This window comes from uncultured Comamonas sp. (genome assembly GCF_964277875.1).
Classification (GTDB): domain Bacteria; phylum Pseudomonadota; class Gammaproteobacteria; order Burkholderiales; family Burkholderiaceae_C; genus Comamonas; species Comamonas sediminis.
Window position 1 is genome coordinate 1 of record NZ_CAXYJV010000019.1, and the last position, 15,073, is coordinate 15,073.

General features: G+C 63.9%; 11 protein-coding genes and 1 tRNA gene. 7 read left to right on the plus strand and 5 right to left on the minus strand.

Going from position 1 to position 15,073, the window contains the following annotated elements:
* Nucleotides 1-45: 45 nt before the first annotated feature.
* The 3 genes from ACHWUQ_RS07145 to ACHWUQ_RS07155 all read right to left on the minus strand — a co-directional run bounded on the left by ACHWUQ_RS07145 (nucleotide 46) and on the right by ACHWUQ_RS07155 (nucleotide 3,418).
* Nucleotides 46-122, minus strand: a tRNA-Val gene (locus ACHWUQ_RS07145).
* 83 nt (nucleotides 123-205) lie between these two features.
* Nucleotides 206-2,446: a RelA/SpoT family protein gene (locus tag ACHWUQ_RS07150; protein ID WP_394680727.1), complete on the minus strand. Its 2,241-nt coding sequence runs from the start codon at nucleotides 2,444-2,446 to the stop codon at nucleotides 206-208.
* A gap of 36 nt (nucleotides 2,447-2,482) precedes the next feature.
* The gene (locus tag ACHWUQ_RS07155; RefSeq protein WP_394680728.1) at nucleotides 2,483-3,418 is read right to left on the minus strand and encodes an alpha/beta fold hydrolase; all 936 of its coding nucleotides are present in this window, start codon (nucleotides 3,416-3,418) and stop codon (nucleotides 2,483-2,485) included.
* 113 nt (nucleotides 3,419-3,531) lie between these two features.
* On the opposite strand from ACHWUQ_RS07155, the gene ACHWUQ_RS07160 reads away from it, so the two are divergent.
* The 4 genes from ACHWUQ_RS07160 (at nucleotide 3,532) to ACHWUQ_RS07175 (ending at nucleotide 7,555) form a co-directional block, all read left to right on the plus strand.
* Entirely contained in the window at nucleotides 3,532-4,320 is a 789-nt protein-coding gene (locus tag ACHWUQ_RS07160) for a 3-hydroxybutyrate dehydrogenase (RefSeq protein WP_394680729.1), read from the plus strand.
* 313 nt (nucleotides 4,321-4,633) lie between these two features.
* Complete coding sequence (gene ompR, locus ACHWUQ_RS07165; protein WP_021027409.1) at nucleotides 4,634-5,365, plus strand: two-component system response regulator OmpR; 732 nt, start codon at nucleotides 4,634-4,636, stop codon at nucleotides 5,363-5,365.
* Between the two features lie 168 nt (nucleotides 5,366-5,533).
* Complete coding sequence (locus ACHWUQ_RS07170) at nucleotides 5,534-7,051, plus strand: sensor histidine kinase (protein ID WP_239808811.1); 1,518 nt, start codon at nucleotides 5,534-5,536, stop codon at nucleotides 7,049-7,051.
* A gap of 108 nt (nucleotides 7,052-7,159) precedes the next feature.
* Nucleotides 7,160-7,555, plus strand: a complete 396-nt coding sequence (locus tag ACHWUQ_RS07175; RefSeq protein ID WP_312415186.1) for a GFA family protein — start codon at nucleotides 7,160-7,162, stop codon at nucleotides 7,553-7,555.
* 70 nt (nucleotides 7,556-7,625) lie between these two features.
* On the opposite strand, the gene ispF is transcribed toward ACHWUQ_RS07175, so the two are convergent.
* Complete coding sequence (ispF, locus tag ACHWUQ_RS07180; RefSeq protein WP_239808813.1) at nucleotides 7,626-8,129, minus strand: 2-C-methyl-D-erythritol 2,4-cyclodiphosphate synthase; 504 nt, start codon at nucleotides 8,127-8,129, stop codon at nucleotides 7,626-7,628.
* A gap of 86 nt (nucleotides 8,130-8,215) precedes the next feature.
* The gene (locus ACHWUQ_RS07185) at nucleotides 8,216-9,112 is read right to left on the minus strand and encodes a 2-C-methyl-D-erythritol 4-phosphate cytidylyltransferase (protein WP_373450682.1); all 897 of its coding nucleotides are present in this window, start codon (nucleotides 9,110-9,112) and stop codon (nucleotides 8,216-8,218) included.
* A gap of 258 nt (nucleotides 9,113-9,370) precedes the next feature.
* On the opposite strand from ACHWUQ_RS07185, the gene mfd reads away from it, so the two are divergent.
* From mfd to argE, 3 genes are all read left to right on the plus strand, one after another.
* Nucleotides 9,371-12,850, plus strand: a complete 3,480-nt coding sequence (gene mfd / locus ACHWUQ_RS07190; RefSeq protein ID WP_394680730.1) for a transcription-repair coupling factor — start codon at nucleotides 9,371-9,373, stop codon at nucleotides 12,848-12,850.
* A gap of 60 nt (nucleotides 12,851-12,910) precedes the next feature.
* A complete protein-coding gene (serB, locus tag ACHWUQ_RS07195) occupies nucleotides 12,911-13,624 on the plus strand; it encodes a phosphoserine phosphatase SerB (protein WP_312415179.1) in 714 nt (237 codons plus the stop codon).
* Between the two features lie 183 nt (nucleotides 13,625-13,807).
* Nucleotides 13,808-14,959: an acetylornithine deacetylase gene (argE, locus tag ACHWUQ_RS07200; RefSeq protein WP_239808816.1), complete on the plus strand. Its 1,152-nt coding sequence runs from the start codon at nucleotides 13,808-13,810 to the stop codon at nucleotides 14,957-14,959.
* Nucleotides 14,960-15,073: the final 114 nt, after the last annotated feature.

The window sequence follows — 15,073 nt, forward strand, 5'->3', positions numbered from 1 at the left end:
CCCTTGCGGATCGCCCTTCTTGATGCCCCGAAGCGGGACTTTGTTTGGTAGGCACAATTGGACTCGAACCAACGACCCCCACCATGTCAAGGTGGTGCTCTAACCAGCTGAGCTACGCGCCTGTCGTTGAAGACTCAAATTATAGCCAGAAAAAACGGCCCAAATGGAAAGTTGCGGCTTTTTTTGAAAATAGTGCTTTTCGGCCCTATTTCCGGCGCACCGAACGGACGCCCGATACCGTCGCCACAGAGGCCAGCACCTTGGCCAGCTTGCCCGAATCCGAGACCTCCACGGTGAACGTCATCCAGGCCGTGCCCTTGACGGACTGGGTCTGCACACCGATCACATTGGTCTTGTCCCGCGCGAACAACTCGGAGATATCACGCAGCAGGCCCTGGCGGTCGTGGGCCTCCACGGCCACATCCACCGGGTAGACCGCTTCGGCCGAGCGTTGGCCGCTGGTGGGCTGTCCCCATTCCACATCGATACTGCGCTCGGGGTTGCGCGCGCACATCTCGCGGAAGTTGCTGCAATCGTGGCGGTGCACGCTGACCCCTTTGCCGCGCGTGACGAAGCCGCCGATGCGATCGGGCGGCGCAGGCTTGCAGCACTTGGCCAGCTGGGTCATCAGCGAATCGACGCCCACGACCAGCACCCCACCCTTGCCCGAGCCTTCCGTCGCCTTGCGCGGGCGGCTCAGCACCAGGTCATCATCGGCCTGCACCGGCTCGGGGGGACGCAGAATGTTCTCAATAGTGCGCAGCGACAGCTCATCCTTGCCCACCACCTCGAACAGCGCCTCTGCCGTCTTGAAGCCCAGCTGGTCTGCCAGGTCGTCGTGCTTGAGGGCCGTCTTGCCTTCGCGCTGCAGCAGCTTCTCGACCAGCTCACGGCCACGGCTCACTGTCTCGTGCATCACCTGGGCATTGAACCAGGCACGCACCTTGGCCTTGGCGCGGGAGCTGACCAGGTAGCCCAGCTCGGCATTGAGCCAGTCGCGCGATGGCCGCCCTTCCTTGACGGAAACGATCTCCACCGTCTGCCCGTTTTGCAGTGGCGTGTTGAGCGGCACCATCTGGCCATCGACCTTGGCACCCCGGCAGCGGTGGCCCAGATCGGTGTGGACCGAATAGGCGAAGTCCACCGGGGTGGCGCCCTGGGGCAGCTCGATCACTGCAGCGTTGGGCGTCAGCACATAGATATGGTCGTCAAACAGGCCACTGTCCTGGGTCTGCCCGACCATGTCCTTGCGCCAGGCCAGCAGCTGGCGCAGCACCGCAATCTTGGCGTCATAGTCGCTGGTGGCCGATACACCGGCATAGCCCTTGGTGCCCGCCTCTTTATAGGCCCAATGGGCGGCCACACCGTTTTCCGCATGGTCATGCATGGCCTGGGTGCGGATCTGAATCTCGATGGCCTTGCCATGCTCGTCCCGCACCACCGTGTGCAGCGATTGGTAGCCATTGGGTTTGGGCTTGGCAATGTAGTCGTCAAACTCCGACTCCACCGGGCTGAAGGCCTCGTGCACAAAGGACAGCGCCGCATAGCAGTCCTTGACCGTGGGCACGACGACGCGCAGCGCGCGGATATCGAAAAGCTGGTCAAAGCCCAGCGACTTGCCGCGCATCTTCTTGATGATGCTGTAGATATGCTTGGGGCGGCCGGCCACGGTAGCGCTGATGCTGTGCGCGCGCAGGTCGGATTCGAGCCGCTCGCGCAGCCCCACCATATAGAGCTCACGCTCCACCCGCGTCTCGTCCAGCAGCTTGGCGATCTTCTTGTAGGTGTCAGGCTCCAGAAAGCGGAAAGCCAGGTCCTCCAGCTCCCACTTGATCTGCCAGATACCCAGGCGGTTGGCCAGCGGCGCAAATACCTGCAGGCTTTCGCGCGCCACCGCAGGCGACACAGGCCCCTTGGTGGCCGCATACCAGCGCAAGGTCTGCAGGCGGGATGTCAGGCGCAGCATCACCACACGCAAGTCGCGCGAGAATGCCAGCAGCATCTTGCGGATGTTCTCGGTCTGCGTGGCCGGGTCATCGACCAGATGGCCGGCATCGGCCTGGCGCGCCTGGGCCTGCACCTTCATCAGCGCCACGGTTTCTACGGCCAGCACCGCATAGCTTTCACCAAAAGCCTTGCCGATGACTTCGCGCGGCTTGTTGAGCTGCTCGCTGGTGTGCACCAGGTAGGCAGCGGCCTGCATGGCTTCGGAGCCGCCAATATGTTTGAGGATGGCAGCCACGGCATCGGCGTGCTGCAGTGCGTTCTCACCAGTGTCCAGCGTCTCTTCGGCGATCAGCGGTACGGAAAAAGCGCGGGCCCGCGCCAGAACGTTGTCTTGCATCGGCAGGGCGTTGGCAGTGGCCGCCACCAATGGCGAGACGGGTTCTGGGGGGAGATGTTCCGCGCCGGGCGCGGGCTGAGCGACTGCTGTAAGACTTTTCATGTTGTCACCACCATCACGCCCTGTCAGGGACGTGCGCTACGCACCGCATAAAAAAGCCAGCACTGCAGCCGTTTGATCAAAAGATACCAAGGTGGGAGCATGGCCGACACCGGCAAACTCCACCACCCGTGCCCGGGGGCCACGTTGCGCCATAGATTGGGCCGTTTGGGCAGAAAGCAAGTCGGAATCTGCGCCACGCAGCACCAGGGTGACGGCATCGATCTGCTCGTACAAACGCCACAGCAGCTGCTCGCCGGCGGCAGCCATTTCCGGCGTCATCGCCTGCATGGGCTGCGCAATGGCCGGGTCATAGTGCAAGCGCACACTGCCCCCCGCTTCGGGCCGCAGCATCGGGCGCGACAGCGCCAGCCATTCCTCATCGCTGTGCGGGCCAAAACCTTTGGACAGCTGGCCCATGGCCGCCACCGCTTCCTGCTCGGAGGCATACAGCATGTGCTGGCCCACATAGCTGCCAATGCGCGCCAGTGCCGAGGGCTCGATGGTCGGCCCGACATCATTCAGTACCAAGCGGCGGATGGGTGCAGGCATCAGCGGCCGGATGCTCGGCTCGCCCGCCAGGCCTATGCCGATAAGACCGCCCATGCTGGTACCCACCCAATCGAGCTTGCCAATGGGTGCCGCGCAGTGTACCTGCTGCAGCATCGCCAGCATGTCGGCCACATACAAGGGCACCTGGTAGCCGGCGGGGTCCTCCAGCCAATCGCTGTAGCCGCGGCCTACCACGTCGGGGCAGATCACCCGCGCCTGCAGCGCCAGCTGCCGCGCCAGCACATCAAAATCACGCCCTTGCCGGGTCAGGCCATGGGCGCAGATGATCACATGCGGGTGGTTCAGATCCCCGGTGTCGTTCCACTCCCAATAGGCCATGCGGTGCGTGGCACTCTGGCGACCCGTGTCCGTATTCCCCGCCACCGCACAGGTGACATACTGCAAGCGTGGATCTTGGTACATGGTCCCTCTTGTATGGATGAACGCAGCGCTACCAGGCAAACCGTGGCTGGGGTTTGCCTTAGGATGGATGCAAGCGTTTGCATGAATACTAACCGAGTAACTGGAGATATTGGATGTTGAAAGCAAAAACAGCGCTCGTCACCGGATCGACGAGCGGTATCGGACTGGGGATTGCCAAGGCGTTGGCGCGCCAGGGTGCCAACATCATCTTGAATGGCTTTGGGGATTCAGAAGGCCCGATCCAGGAACTACAAGACGTCATCGCCAGCAGCGGCTCGGGCGCGCGGGTCGGCTACCACGGCGCTGACATGAGCAAGGCCGCCGACATCGAGGCCATGTTCGCCTATGCCACCGAGACTTTCGGCCAGGTGGATATCCTTGTCAACAACGCCGGCATCCAGCATGTGGCGAATGTGCAGGATTTCCCTGTCGAGCGCTGGGATGCCATCATCGCCATCAACCTCACCAGCGCCTTCCACACGAGCCGGTTGGCACTGCCCACGATGCAGAAGTCGGGCTGGGGCCGCATCATCAATATCGCCTCGGTCCATGGCCTCGTGGGCTCGGCCGGCAAATCGGCCTATGTGGCCGCCAAGCATGGCATTGTCGGGCTCACCAAGGTCACCGCTTTGGAGAATGCCGCCAGCGGCATCACCTGCAACGCCATCTGCCCGGGCTGGGTACTCACGCCGCTGGTGCAAAAGCAGGTCGATGCCAAGGCTGCCCAGATGGGTGTCAGCAACGAAGAGGCCAAAAAGCTGCTGCTCGGAGAAAAAGAACCGTCGATGCAGTTCACCACACCTGAAGAACTCGGGGAGCTGGCTGTGTTCTTCTGCTCGCCCGCTGCCAACAATGTACGCGGCGTGGCCTGGAACATGGATGGAGGCTGGGTCGCGCAATAAAGCAGGATCCGGTCGGGGCGCGAGCCCCCTCACCCAGGCGCGAAGGCGCCTTTTTTCTGGTCTAGCGCCATCCATGCACCAAACGCATAGTTATGAAACATTTTTGAAATCTGTCGCACCCGGTTCTTTAAAATCAGCAAATTCCTTAAAAAATGCAGGAAAAAGTCGATTTTTTACGTAAGAATGCATCTCCCAGACTGCATATGTAACGCAAACTTTGTAACTTTGGGTCAAAAAAACGTGCTGGATTGCGCACTTTTCACAAAAACCGGTCAAAATGTAAATATTACATATCAACCGGAGGACTCCGCCCATGGTTACTGCCACCAATCGCGTCGACAAAATCTTGGTCGTTGATGACGACGCACGTATCCGCGATCTGCTGCGCCGCTACCTGTCGCACGAAGGCTTTGAAGTCATGATTGCCGAGGATGGCAAAGGCCTGCAACGCATCTTGCTGCGCGAGACGGTGGATCTGATCGTGCTCGATTTGATGATGCCTGGAGAAGACGGCCTGTCCATCTGCCGCCGCCTGCGCGCCAGCAATGACCGCACCCCGATCATCATGCTGACCGCCAAGGGTGAGGATGTCGACCGCATCGTGGGTCTGGAAGTCGGCGCCGATGACTACATCGGCAAGCCCTTCAACCCGCGTGAATTGCTGGCCCGTATCCATGCGGTGCTGCGCCGCCGCCCACCGCAGGAAGCGCCTGGCGCCCCCTCGGGCGAAAACGAAGTGGTGAACTTTGGCCCCTTCACGTTCGACATGAGCACCCGCGTGCTGACCAAGGACGGCGAAGAGCTGCCGCTGACCACCGGCGAGTTCGCGATGCTCAAGACGCTGGTGCGCCACCCGCGCCAGCCGCTGTCGCGTGAAAAGCTCGCGTTGCTGGCGCGTGGCCGTGAGTTCGAGCCCTTTGACCGCAGCCTGGACGTACAGGTATCGCGTCTGCGCAAGCTGGTCGAGGTCGACCCTGCCGCACCGCGCTATATCCAGACCGTTTGGGGCGTTGGCTATGTCTTCGTACCCGATGGCGCCAACTGATTCCTGACCGTCACTCCCCCAAAAACCGCCCCAGCCTGGCTGAGAGGCGGTTTTTTTTGGGAGATACCCCCACGCTGGGGCACGGCATGGTGCCCCACCCGCTTTACAGCGAAAATACCAGGCAATCCCGGTCTTTATTGATCCGACTCTTCTACACGCACACGGCCCATGGCTCCTACCCCCGTCAACGATCCCGACCAATCCGGCCTGGCCCCGCTGGAAGGCAGCACCACAGCGGCCGCGCACAGCAACAAGCGCACCCGCGTCGGCCTCAATCTCTTCTGGCGCACCTTCTTTCTGCTCGCCATCCTGCTGACGGGCAGCATCCTGGCCTGGGTGCAGACCCTGCGCTCGCTGGAGACGGAACCCCGCGCCATCCAGACAGCCCAGCAGATCGCCTCGCTGGTCAACCTCAGCCGCGCCGCGCTGATGCACTCCGATGCCATCGCCCGCGTCTCCCTGGTCAAGACCATGGCGGACCAGGAAGGGGTGCGCATTGTCCCGCGTGAGCCCAAGGACGTGTATGAATCCATCGACAACTCCACCCCGCTGGGCGCGCGCCTGACGCAGGAAGTCACCAAGCGCCTGGGCCCCAGCACCATCGTGGCCAGCAGCGTCAACGGCGAAGAAGGCCTGTGGGTGGGCTTCACCATCGATGGCGACCAAAACTGGTTTCTGATCGAGCCTTCGCGCTTCAACCCGGCCGGCGGCAAAACCTGGCTGGTGTGGGTGCTGACCGCTGCGGCGCTGTCGCTCGCCGGTGCGGCAGTGATTGCCGGCCTCATCAACCGGCCGCTCAAGCAGCTCTCCAGCGCGACCAACCGGCTGCGCGAAGGCGATTTTGCAGCGCAGCTCGATGAAGACGCGGTCACCAGCGAAATCCGCGAGGTGAACATCGGCTTCAACCGCATGAGCGAGCGCCTGTCCAAGCTGGAACAAGACCGCGCGGTGATGCTCGCCGGCATCTCGCACGACCTGCGCACCCCGCTGGCCCGGCTGCGGCTGGAGACCGAGATGAGCGTGTTCGACCAGGTCGCGCGCGAGCACATGGTGGCCGACATCGTGCAGCTCGATGCCACCATCGACAAGTTCCTCGACTACGCCCGCCCCGACCACGCCGCCAAGCTCGCCCCCGTCAATGTCTATGGCGTCGTGTCCTCTTGCGTCTACGCGGTGCAGGACCACCAGGAGCTGCAGGTGCACATGAAGGTGCCCGAAGAGCTGATGGTCAACGCCGATGAGATCGAGCTCTCGCGTGTGCTCTCCAACGTCCTGGAAAACGCACGCCGCTATGGCAAGACACCGGGTGCCTCGCACACCCGGGTGGACATCACCGTCAAGTTCAGCGAAAGCACGGTCACCATCCGCATGCGCGACCATGGCCCGGGCGTCTCCAAGGACCAGTTGAGCAGCCTGACCAAGCCGTTTTACCGCGGCGACACCGCGCGCACCGCGGCGGCAGGCGCAGGCCTGGGCCTGTCGATCGTCGAGAAAACCGTGCAACGCATGGGCGGACGCTTGAGCATGGTCAATGCCTCGGACGGCAGCACGGGCCTGGTCACCAGCATCTACCTGCGGCGCGCGCCCGACCAGGCGATCGGCAAGGAGCCCAAGCGCCGCCTGCTACGCCCGCAGATCAAGCGGCATCTGCCAGGCGCGCCGACCAATCTGGCAGATCTGCAGTAAGAAGCGCCCGCCGGCATGGCTCCCCATGCCGGCGGGCACGCAGCGCTGGCACAAAGCGATGTCTGTGCATAGAATGCTGGCACCTCAATGCCTGCCCAAGGAGTTGACATGCAAGCCCAGTGCCTTTGCGGTGCAGTCCATGTGACCGCACCGACCGTACAAGATGTCCATGTATGCCATTGCAGCATGTGCAGACGCTGGGGTGAGGGCCCCGCCTTTACGCTGCATGGCGGCACCGAGGTGGAGCTGACCGGTCCCGTTGCCCGCTATGCCTCGTCTCCCTGGGCCGAGCGCGCCTTTTGCAGCCATTGCGGCACGCACCTGTTCTACCGCCTGCTGGCCACCAACGAACATTTTCTGTCGGCCGGCCTGTTCCAGGATGAGGATGGCCTGCAGCTGTCGGCGCAGATTTTCATCGACGAAAAACCGGCCTATTACGACCTGGCCAACGACACGCCCAAGCTCACCGGGGCGCAAGTCCTGGCGCAGTACGAAGAGAGCTGAGAAGGCGCCTTCACAGCGGCCACGATGACCGCCTTTGGCAGGGCGTCATCCTTTCAAGGCAGCCGTTTGCTCAGCCCTGCTCGCCAGCCGCCCGCACCAGCAGCACCACCGCACGCGCCTCCATGGCCGCGCCCTGGCCCACCGGGCCCATCTTTTCGGCCGTCTTGGCTTTCACATTGACCTGGGACTCATCAATACCCAAGGTCTTCGCAATATTGGCGCGCATCGCCGGTATGTGCGGCGCCAGCTTGGGCGCCTGGGCGATCACGGTGCTGTCGACATTGTTGACCTGCCAGCCCTTGGCGGCCACGCGGCGCATGGCCTCGGCCAGCAGCACGGCCGAATCGGCACCCCGGAAAGCGGCATCGGTATCGGGAAAATGCGATCCGATATCGCCCATGCCAGCGGCTCCCACCAAGGCATCGGTGATCGCATGCAGCAGCACATCGGCATCCGAGTGGCCCAGCAGGCCCGTGGTGTGCGGCACCTTGATGCCACCCAAAACCAAGTCGCGCCCGGGCACCAGCGCATGAATATCCCAACCCTCACCAATGCGCATTTGCAGCATTTGCATCCCTTATCTCGTCCATCTACATCACCCCGCAGTGCAAGCCACCGCCAAACCCTCACGCGAGGGTCTGGCAACGCATCACAGGGGAATCACTCAAACAGTGCGGCCACCTGGCTGTCCCCGCTGGCCATGCGCTGCAGCAGCAAGGCTTCGGCCAGCGCAAAGTCATCGGGAAAGGTGACCTTGAAGTTGAAACTGCTGCCCGGCACCAGGCGGGGCTGCAAGCCCAGCGCCTCGATGGCGCTGGCCTCATCGGTCACATCGTTGCAACGCTCGAGCGCTTCAAGCAGCGTACCGATGCGGAACATCTGCGGCGTCTGCGCCAGCCATTTGTCCACCCGTGGCAAGGTGCTGCTGACCCGGCTTTGGCCATGGACATCGGTGGCAGCGGCCTTGAGTGTATCGGGCAATGGCAGTGCCAGCAGGCCACCCACCTCATCGGCCGCACATTCCTGCATCAGCTGTTCGATCTGGCCGGGCTTGATCAGGCAGCGCGCCGCATCATGCACCAGCACCCAGTCATGGGGCTGGGCACCCAGGCCCGAGTCACCCAGCAAGCTGCGCAGGCCGCCGGCCACCGTATCGGCCCGGCTGGGGCCACCGCAGGGGCTGATCGCAAAGCCTGGCCGCTGGTAACGCTGCAAAAAGTCATCGCCGGGGCTGACACCCACCAGCACGCCCGACAGCGGCTTGGCCGCGATGAAGGCGGCCAGGGTGTGCAACACCAGCGGCCAACCTGCCACCTCCTGGTATTGCTTAGGCACATGGGCTGGTCGGTTGGCATCCACCGCCCGGGCACCCACGCCGGCACAGGGCAAAAAGGCCCAGAACCTGGCCACCACCTCCTGCCGCATCTGGCCCAGCGCCTGGGTCTGGGCGCCCGGGTCTGCGGGCGGCACCGTTGCGGGCACCGTCAGCGGCGCAGCCACGTCGGGTGCGGCCCTGGGTACAGCAGGGATCAATTCGTTGCGGACGGTCTGGTTCATGGGGGTATTTTAGAATGCAGAGGTCGCATGGGGCTGTCAGCCAGACCCGTGATGGAGGGTTCCGCTGCAAAAGAGGCCTTGCGCCTCCACCCGGTCCGCACCCCTGGCTTGGGGCGTGGATTCAGCAGCAGAACCCTGGAAATTTTTAGAACTTGGTGTGGTCAGGTGCGCCCGTTGGGCGCGCTTGGCTTTGATAGGCCCAGGCGCGGCATGCCGCCCCGGGCTGTAGTCCGTCTATGGACTGGTTGTAGACCCCCTATGGAACTCCCCAAACTCACCGCCGGAAAACGTTTTCAGCTGCCCATGCCCCCCGGCAGCGCCGATGCCTTGCTGCTCGCCACCTTGGCCACGCGGGAGGCGGCCGGCCAGCGCGTCACCGCGATCATCACCGCCGATGCGGGCGACGCCCACCGTCTGCGGGATGAGCTGGCTTTTTTCGCGCCAGAGCTGCGCGTCGCACTCTTTCCCGACTGGGAAACCCTGCCCTATGACACCTTCTCGCCGCACCAGGACCTGATCAGCGAGCGGCTGGCGGCGCTGTGGCGCATCAGCCAGGGCGAGGCCGATGTGGTGCTGATCCCCGCCACCACGGCGCTGTACCGCCTCGCGCCCCCGTCCTTCCTGGCGGGCTACACCTTTGCGTTCAAGGCCGGGCAAAAGTTGGACGAGGCACGCCTCAAGGCCCAACTCACGCTGGCGGGCTACAACCATGTCTCCCAGGTGGTGAGCCATGGCGAATACTCGGTGCGCGGCGGCCTGATCGATCTCTACCCGATGGGCTCGCTCGTGCCCTACCGGGTTGATCTGTTCGATGACGAGATCGACTCGATCCGCACCTTTGACCCCGACACCCAGCGCAGCCTCTACCCGGTCAAGGATGTGCGCCTGCTGCCCGGGCGTGAGTTCCCGATGGACGACGAGGCCCGCGCGCGATTTCGCAACAAGTGGCGCGAGATGCTCGAAGGCGACCCCACGAAGAGCCGCATCTACAAAGACATGGGCAACGGCGTGGCCACCGCCGGCATCGAGTACTACCTGCCGCTGTTCTTTGACGAGACCGCGACCGTGTTCGACTACCTGGGCAGCCAGGCCACGGTGGTGCTGCATGGCGATATCGAGCCGGCCTTCCAGCGCTTTTGGCAAGACACGCGCGACCGCTACCGGCTGGTGCAGGGCGACCCGGAACGCCCGGTGCTGCCGCCCGACAGCCTGTTCCTGAGCCCCGACCAGTTCTACGCCACCGCCAAGCAGATGGCCCAGCTGTCGCTGCGGCCGCAATTGGAAGATGTGGAGCACAGCGCCATCTTCCAGAAGCTGGGCGATCTGGCCGTGGTCCGCGGCGCCGAAGACCCGCTGGCCAAGCTGCAGCAGCACATTGCCCAGCGCCAGGCCCGTACCTTGCTGCTGGCCGAAAGCGATGGCCGGCGCGAGAGCCTGCTCGACTTCTTCCGTGCCAGCGGCCTCAACCCGCCGGCCTTTGACTCGCTGGCCGAGTTCCAGCAGACCACCGACGAGCCCGTCGGCATCGCCACTGCGGCGCTGGCCAAGGGCTTTCGCTGGGCCGAGCAAGGCATTGACTTTGTCACCGAGACCGAGCTGTTCGCCGCCACCGGCGGTGCGCGCCGCAAGCGCCGCCAAGAGCAGGCCAGCGATGTCGAGGCGCTGATCAAGGACCTGTCCGAGCTGAAGGTGGGCGACCCGGTCGTCCATGCCCAGCACGGCATCGGCCGCTACCATGGCCTGATCAACATGGATGTGGGCCAGAAGAACCCCGATGGCACACCGGCGCTGCAGGAGTTCCTGCACCTGGAATATGCCGACAAGGCCGTGCTTTATGTGCCAGTCAGCCAGCTCGCACAGATCAGCCGCTACACCGGCGTATCGGCCGAAGAGGCCCCGCTGCACAAGCTGGGCAGCGGCCAGTGGGAAAAAGCGCGCCGCAAGGCCGCCGAGCAGGTACGCGACACCGCTGCCGAGCTGCTCAACATCTACGCGCGCCGCGCGGCCCGCGAAGGCCATGCCTTCCGCTACAGCCCGCAGGACTATGAACAGTTCGCCAATGACTTCGGCTTTGAGGAAACCGCGGACCAGCGCGCCGCCATCCATGCGGTGATCCAGGACATGATCTCGCCCCAGCCGATGGACCGCCTGGTCTGCGGCGATGTCGGCTTTGGCAAGACCGAAGTCGCCTTGCGGGCCGCCTTTGTGGCCGTTACCGGCGGCAAGCAGGTGGCCCTGCTCGCCCCCACCACCTTGCTGGCCGAGCAGCACTACCAGACCCTGGCCGACCGCTTCTCCAAGTGGCCGATCAAGGTGGCGCTGGTGTCGCGCTTTCGCTCGGGCAAAGAGGTCAGCACGACCATCAAGGGCCTGGACGACGGCACCGTCGACATCGTCGTCGGCACCCACAAGCTGCTGTCTGAAAAAACCCAGTTCAAGAACCTGGGCCTGCTGATCATCGATGAAGAACACCGCTTTGGCGTGCGCCACAAAGAGGCGATGAAGGCCATGCGTGCCGAGGTCGATGTGCTGACCTTGACGGCCACCCCGATCCCGCGCACCATGGGCATGGCGCTCGATGGCCTGCGCGATCTGTCGGTGATCGCCACCGCGCCGCAGCGCCGCCTGGCGATCAAGACCTTTGTGCGCAGCGAAGGCACCGGCGTGATCCGCGAAGCGGTGCTGCGCGAGCTCAAGCGAGGCGGCCAGTGCTACTTTCTGCACAACGAAGTCGAGACCATCGAGAACCGCCGCCAGAAGCTCGAAGAGATCCTGCCCGAGGCCCGCATTGCCGTCGCCCACGGCCAGATGCCCGAGCGTGAGCTCGAACGCGTGATGCGCGACTTTGTGGCCCAGCGCTACAACATCCTGCTGTGCTCGACCATCATCGAGACCGGCATCGACGTGCCCAGCGCCAACACCATCATCATCAGCCGCGCCGACAAGTTTGGTCTGGCGCAGTTGCACCAGCTGCGCGGCCGCGTGGGCCGCAGCTACCACCAGGCCTATGCCTATCTGATGGTGCCCGACCTGGACGGCCTGACCAAGCAGGCCGCGCAACGCCTCGAAGCCATCCAGCAGATGGAGGAGCTGGGCAGCGGCTTTTACCTGGCCATGCATGACCTGGAAATCCGGGGCGCCGGCGAAGTGCTGGGCGACAACCAGAGCGGCAACATGATGGAGATCGGCTACCAGCTCTACAACGAGATGCTGTCCGAGGCCGTGCGCAGCCTGAAGGAAGGCAAGGAGCCCGACCTGCTCAGCCCCCTGTCTGCCGCCACCGACATCAACCTGCATGCCCCCGCGCTGCTGCCCAATGACTACTGCGGCGATGTGCACCTGCGCCTGTCGTTCTACAAAAAGCTGGCGACCGCCAAGACCAGCGACCAGATCGACAACCTGCTCGAAGAGATCGTGGACCGCTTCGGCAAGCTGCCGCCGCAGGCCCAGACCTTGGTCGATGTGCACCGCCTGCGCGTGCTGTGCGAGCCCTTTGGTGTGCAGAAGGTCGATGCCGCGCCCGGCGTGATCAATATCACCTTCTACCCCAATCCGCCGATCGAGCCGATGACCATCATCAGCCTGATCCAGAAGAACAAGGCCATCAAGCTGGCCGGCAACGACAAGCTGCGCATCGAGCGCGCCCTGCCCGAGGTCAAGGACCGCGTGCAGATGGTGCGCGATGTGGTGCGCAGCCTGGGCAAGCCGGTGGCGGCAGCCGCTGCGGCTACGGCCTGAGCGGCCTGTCTGAACCCGCCCGTTTATCATTCCCCCTACCCTCACCCCTGTAAAGCTCCCATGAGTGCCTCCACCGAATTCGCCCCCGGCCTGACCCTCCAGAACCTGGCCACGCCGCAAAAGCTGTCCGACTACAAGCTGATCGCGTTCGACATGGACTCGACCCTGATCACCATCGAGTGCATTGACGAGATCGCCGACATCACCGGCAAGAAGGCCGAGGTCGCGGCGATCACCGAAGCGGCCATGCGCGGCGAGATCACCGACTACAAGGACAGCCTGCGCCAGCGCATGGCCTTGCTGCAGGGCGTGCCCATGGCCTCGATCGAGCGGGTGCTGCAAGAGCGCCTGACCCTGACCCCCGGCGCCAAGACGCTGGTCGATGCGGCGCATGCTGCCGGCCTCAAGGTGCTGCTGGTCTCGGGCGGCTTCACCTTCTTTGCCGACCATGTCAAAAGCCTGCTGGGCATCGACTTTGTGCGTGCCAACCGCTTCGAGGTCAAGGACGGCCAGCTGACCGGCGGCCTCATCGACCAGAGCTGGGGCGATATCTGCGACGGCGAGGAAAAGCGCAACACCGTGCTGGGCCTGGCGTCGCTGATGGGCATCGAGCCCGAGCAGGTGATTGCCGTGGGCGATGGCAGCAATGACCTGCCGATGATGCGTGCAGTAGGCCTGTCGGTCGCGTTCCACGCCAAGCCGCGCGTGCGCGCCGAGGCCAAGGTGGCGATCAACACCGGCGGGCTGGACCGTCTGCTCGAAGTGCTGGGCTGATGGCCTTCCGAGCCACCGGGATCACAACGGGAGCCAGATGCTCCCGTTTTTATTTCCGTCCCAGCCACTGGGCCAACCCACCTAAAACCCCAACACCCAACCCCAGCTTAGGCAGCGCGCGCTGCCGCGAAGGCGCAAGCGCCCTACACTCGGTCCCTTGCATGTAACACCAAGTGAAGCGCTATGAACACCCGCTCCTGGCTGGAAAAGCTGGTCGCATTCGACACCACCAGCCGCAACTCCAACCTCGCCCTTATCGAAACCGTGCGTGATGCACTGGCCCACCAGGGTCTGAAGGTCGAGCTGATCCACTCCCCCGAGGGCGACAAGGCCAACCTGTTCGCCACCCTGCCGGCCGATGACGGCAGCACCCAGGGGGGCATCGTGCTGTCGGGCCACACCGATGTGGTGCCGGTTGACGGCCAGAACTGGGACAGCGATCCGTTCACACTGACTGAAAAAGAAGGCCGTCTGTACGGCCGTGGCAGTGCCGACATGAAGGGCTATATCGCCGCATCCATCGCGCTGGTGCCCGAGTTCATCGCGATGCCGCGCAAGAAGCCGATCCACCTGGCCTTGTCCTATGACGAGGAAGTGGGCTGCGCCGGCGCCCCGGTGATGCTGCGCGCCTTGAAGGCACGCGGCCAGCAGGCCGATGGCTGCGTGGTGGGCGAGCCCACCAGCATGCAGGTGGTGGTCGCGCACAAGGGCATCAACCTGTACCGCTGCAAGGTGCACGGCAAGGCAGCGCATTCGTCGCTGACCCCCAAGGGCTGCAATGCCATTGAATACGCCGCGCGCCTGATCTGCCACATCCGCGATGTGGCCGACCAGTTCAAGGCCAATGGCCCCTACGACGAGTTCTACGATGTGCCGTTCACGACCATGACGACCAACCAGATCTCGGGCGGTATCGCGGTCAACACCATCCCCGAGCTGTGCGAGTTCAACTACGAGTTCCGCAACCTGCCCGGCATGACGGCCGAGAGCATCCAGGCCAAGGTGCAAAGCTATGTCACCGGCGAGCTGCTGCCACGCATGCGCCGCGAGTTTGCCGATGCCCGCATCGACATCGAAACCGGCCCTGCCGCCCCGGCGCTGGAAGCCAGCGAGCAAGCTGCCATCACCGCGCTGGTGCGTGCGCTGACTGCCGACCAGGCCACGCGCAAGGTGGCCTATGGCACCGAAGCCGGCCTGTTCCAGAACCTGGGCATCCCCACCGTGGTCTGCGGCCCGGGCAATATCGAGCAGGCCCACAAGCCCAATGAGTTTGTCGAGATCAGCCAGCTCGAGGCCTGCGAGCGCTTTCTGCGCAAGCTGGGCCAGTCGCTCTGATCTAAAATACCCACTGCGGCCGCAAGGCCTGCCACCGAGCCCACCCTGCCCCAGGGTGGGCTTTTTATCTTCTGCCAGAAACCGGCGCCAGCGGGCACCGCTGCAGCCTTCACG

What these genes read in the sequence shown, in the direction of transcription:
- ACHWUQ_RS07150 (WP_394680727.1), bottom strand. Translation starts at nt 2,446, where the DNA reads ATGAAAAGTCTTACAGCAGTCGCTCAGCCCGCGCCCGGCGCGGAACAT.
- ACHWUQ_RS07155 (WP_394680728.1), bottom strand. Translation starts at nt 3,418, where the DNA reads ATGTACCAAGATCCACGCTTGCAGTATGTCACCTGTGCGGTGGCGGGG.
- ACHWUQ_RS07160 (WP_394680729.1), top strand. Translation starts at nt 3,532, where the DNA reads ATGTTGAAAGCAAAAACAGCGCTCGTCACCGGATCGACGAGCGGTATC.
- ompR (WP_021027409.1), top strand. Translation starts at nt 4,634, where the DNA reads ATGGTTACTGCCACCAATCGCGTCGACAAAATCTTGGTCGTTGATGAC.
- ACHWUQ_RS07170 (WP_239808811.1), top strand. Translation starts at nt 5,534, where the DNA reads ATGGCTCCTACCCCCGTCAACGATCCCGACCAATCCGGCCTGGCCCCG.
- ACHWUQ_RS07175 (WP_312415186.1), top strand. Translation starts at nt 7,160, where the DNA reads ATGCAAGCCCAGTGCCTTTGCGGTGCAGTCCATGTGACCGCACCGACC.
- ispF (WP_239808813.1), bottom strand. Translation starts at nt 8,129, where the DNA reads ATGCAAATGCTGCAAATGCGCATTGGTGAGGGTTGGGATATTCATGCG.
- ACHWUQ_RS07185 (WP_373450682.1), bottom strand. Translation starts at nt 9,112, where the DNA reads ATGAACCAGACCGTCCGCAACGAATTGATCCCTGCTGTACCCAGGGCC.
- mfd (WP_394680730.1), top strand. Translation starts at nt 9,371, where the DNA reads ATGGAACTCCCCAAACTCACCGCCGGAAAACGTTTTCAGCTGCCCATG.
- serB (WP_312415179.1), top strand. Translation starts at nt 12,911, where the DNA reads ATGAGTGCCTCCACCGAATTCGCCCCCGGCCTGACCCTCCAGAACCTG.
- argE (WP_239808816.1), top strand. Translation starts at nt 13,808, where the DNA reads ATGAACACCCGCTCCTGGCTGGAAAAGCTGGTCGCATTCGACACCACC.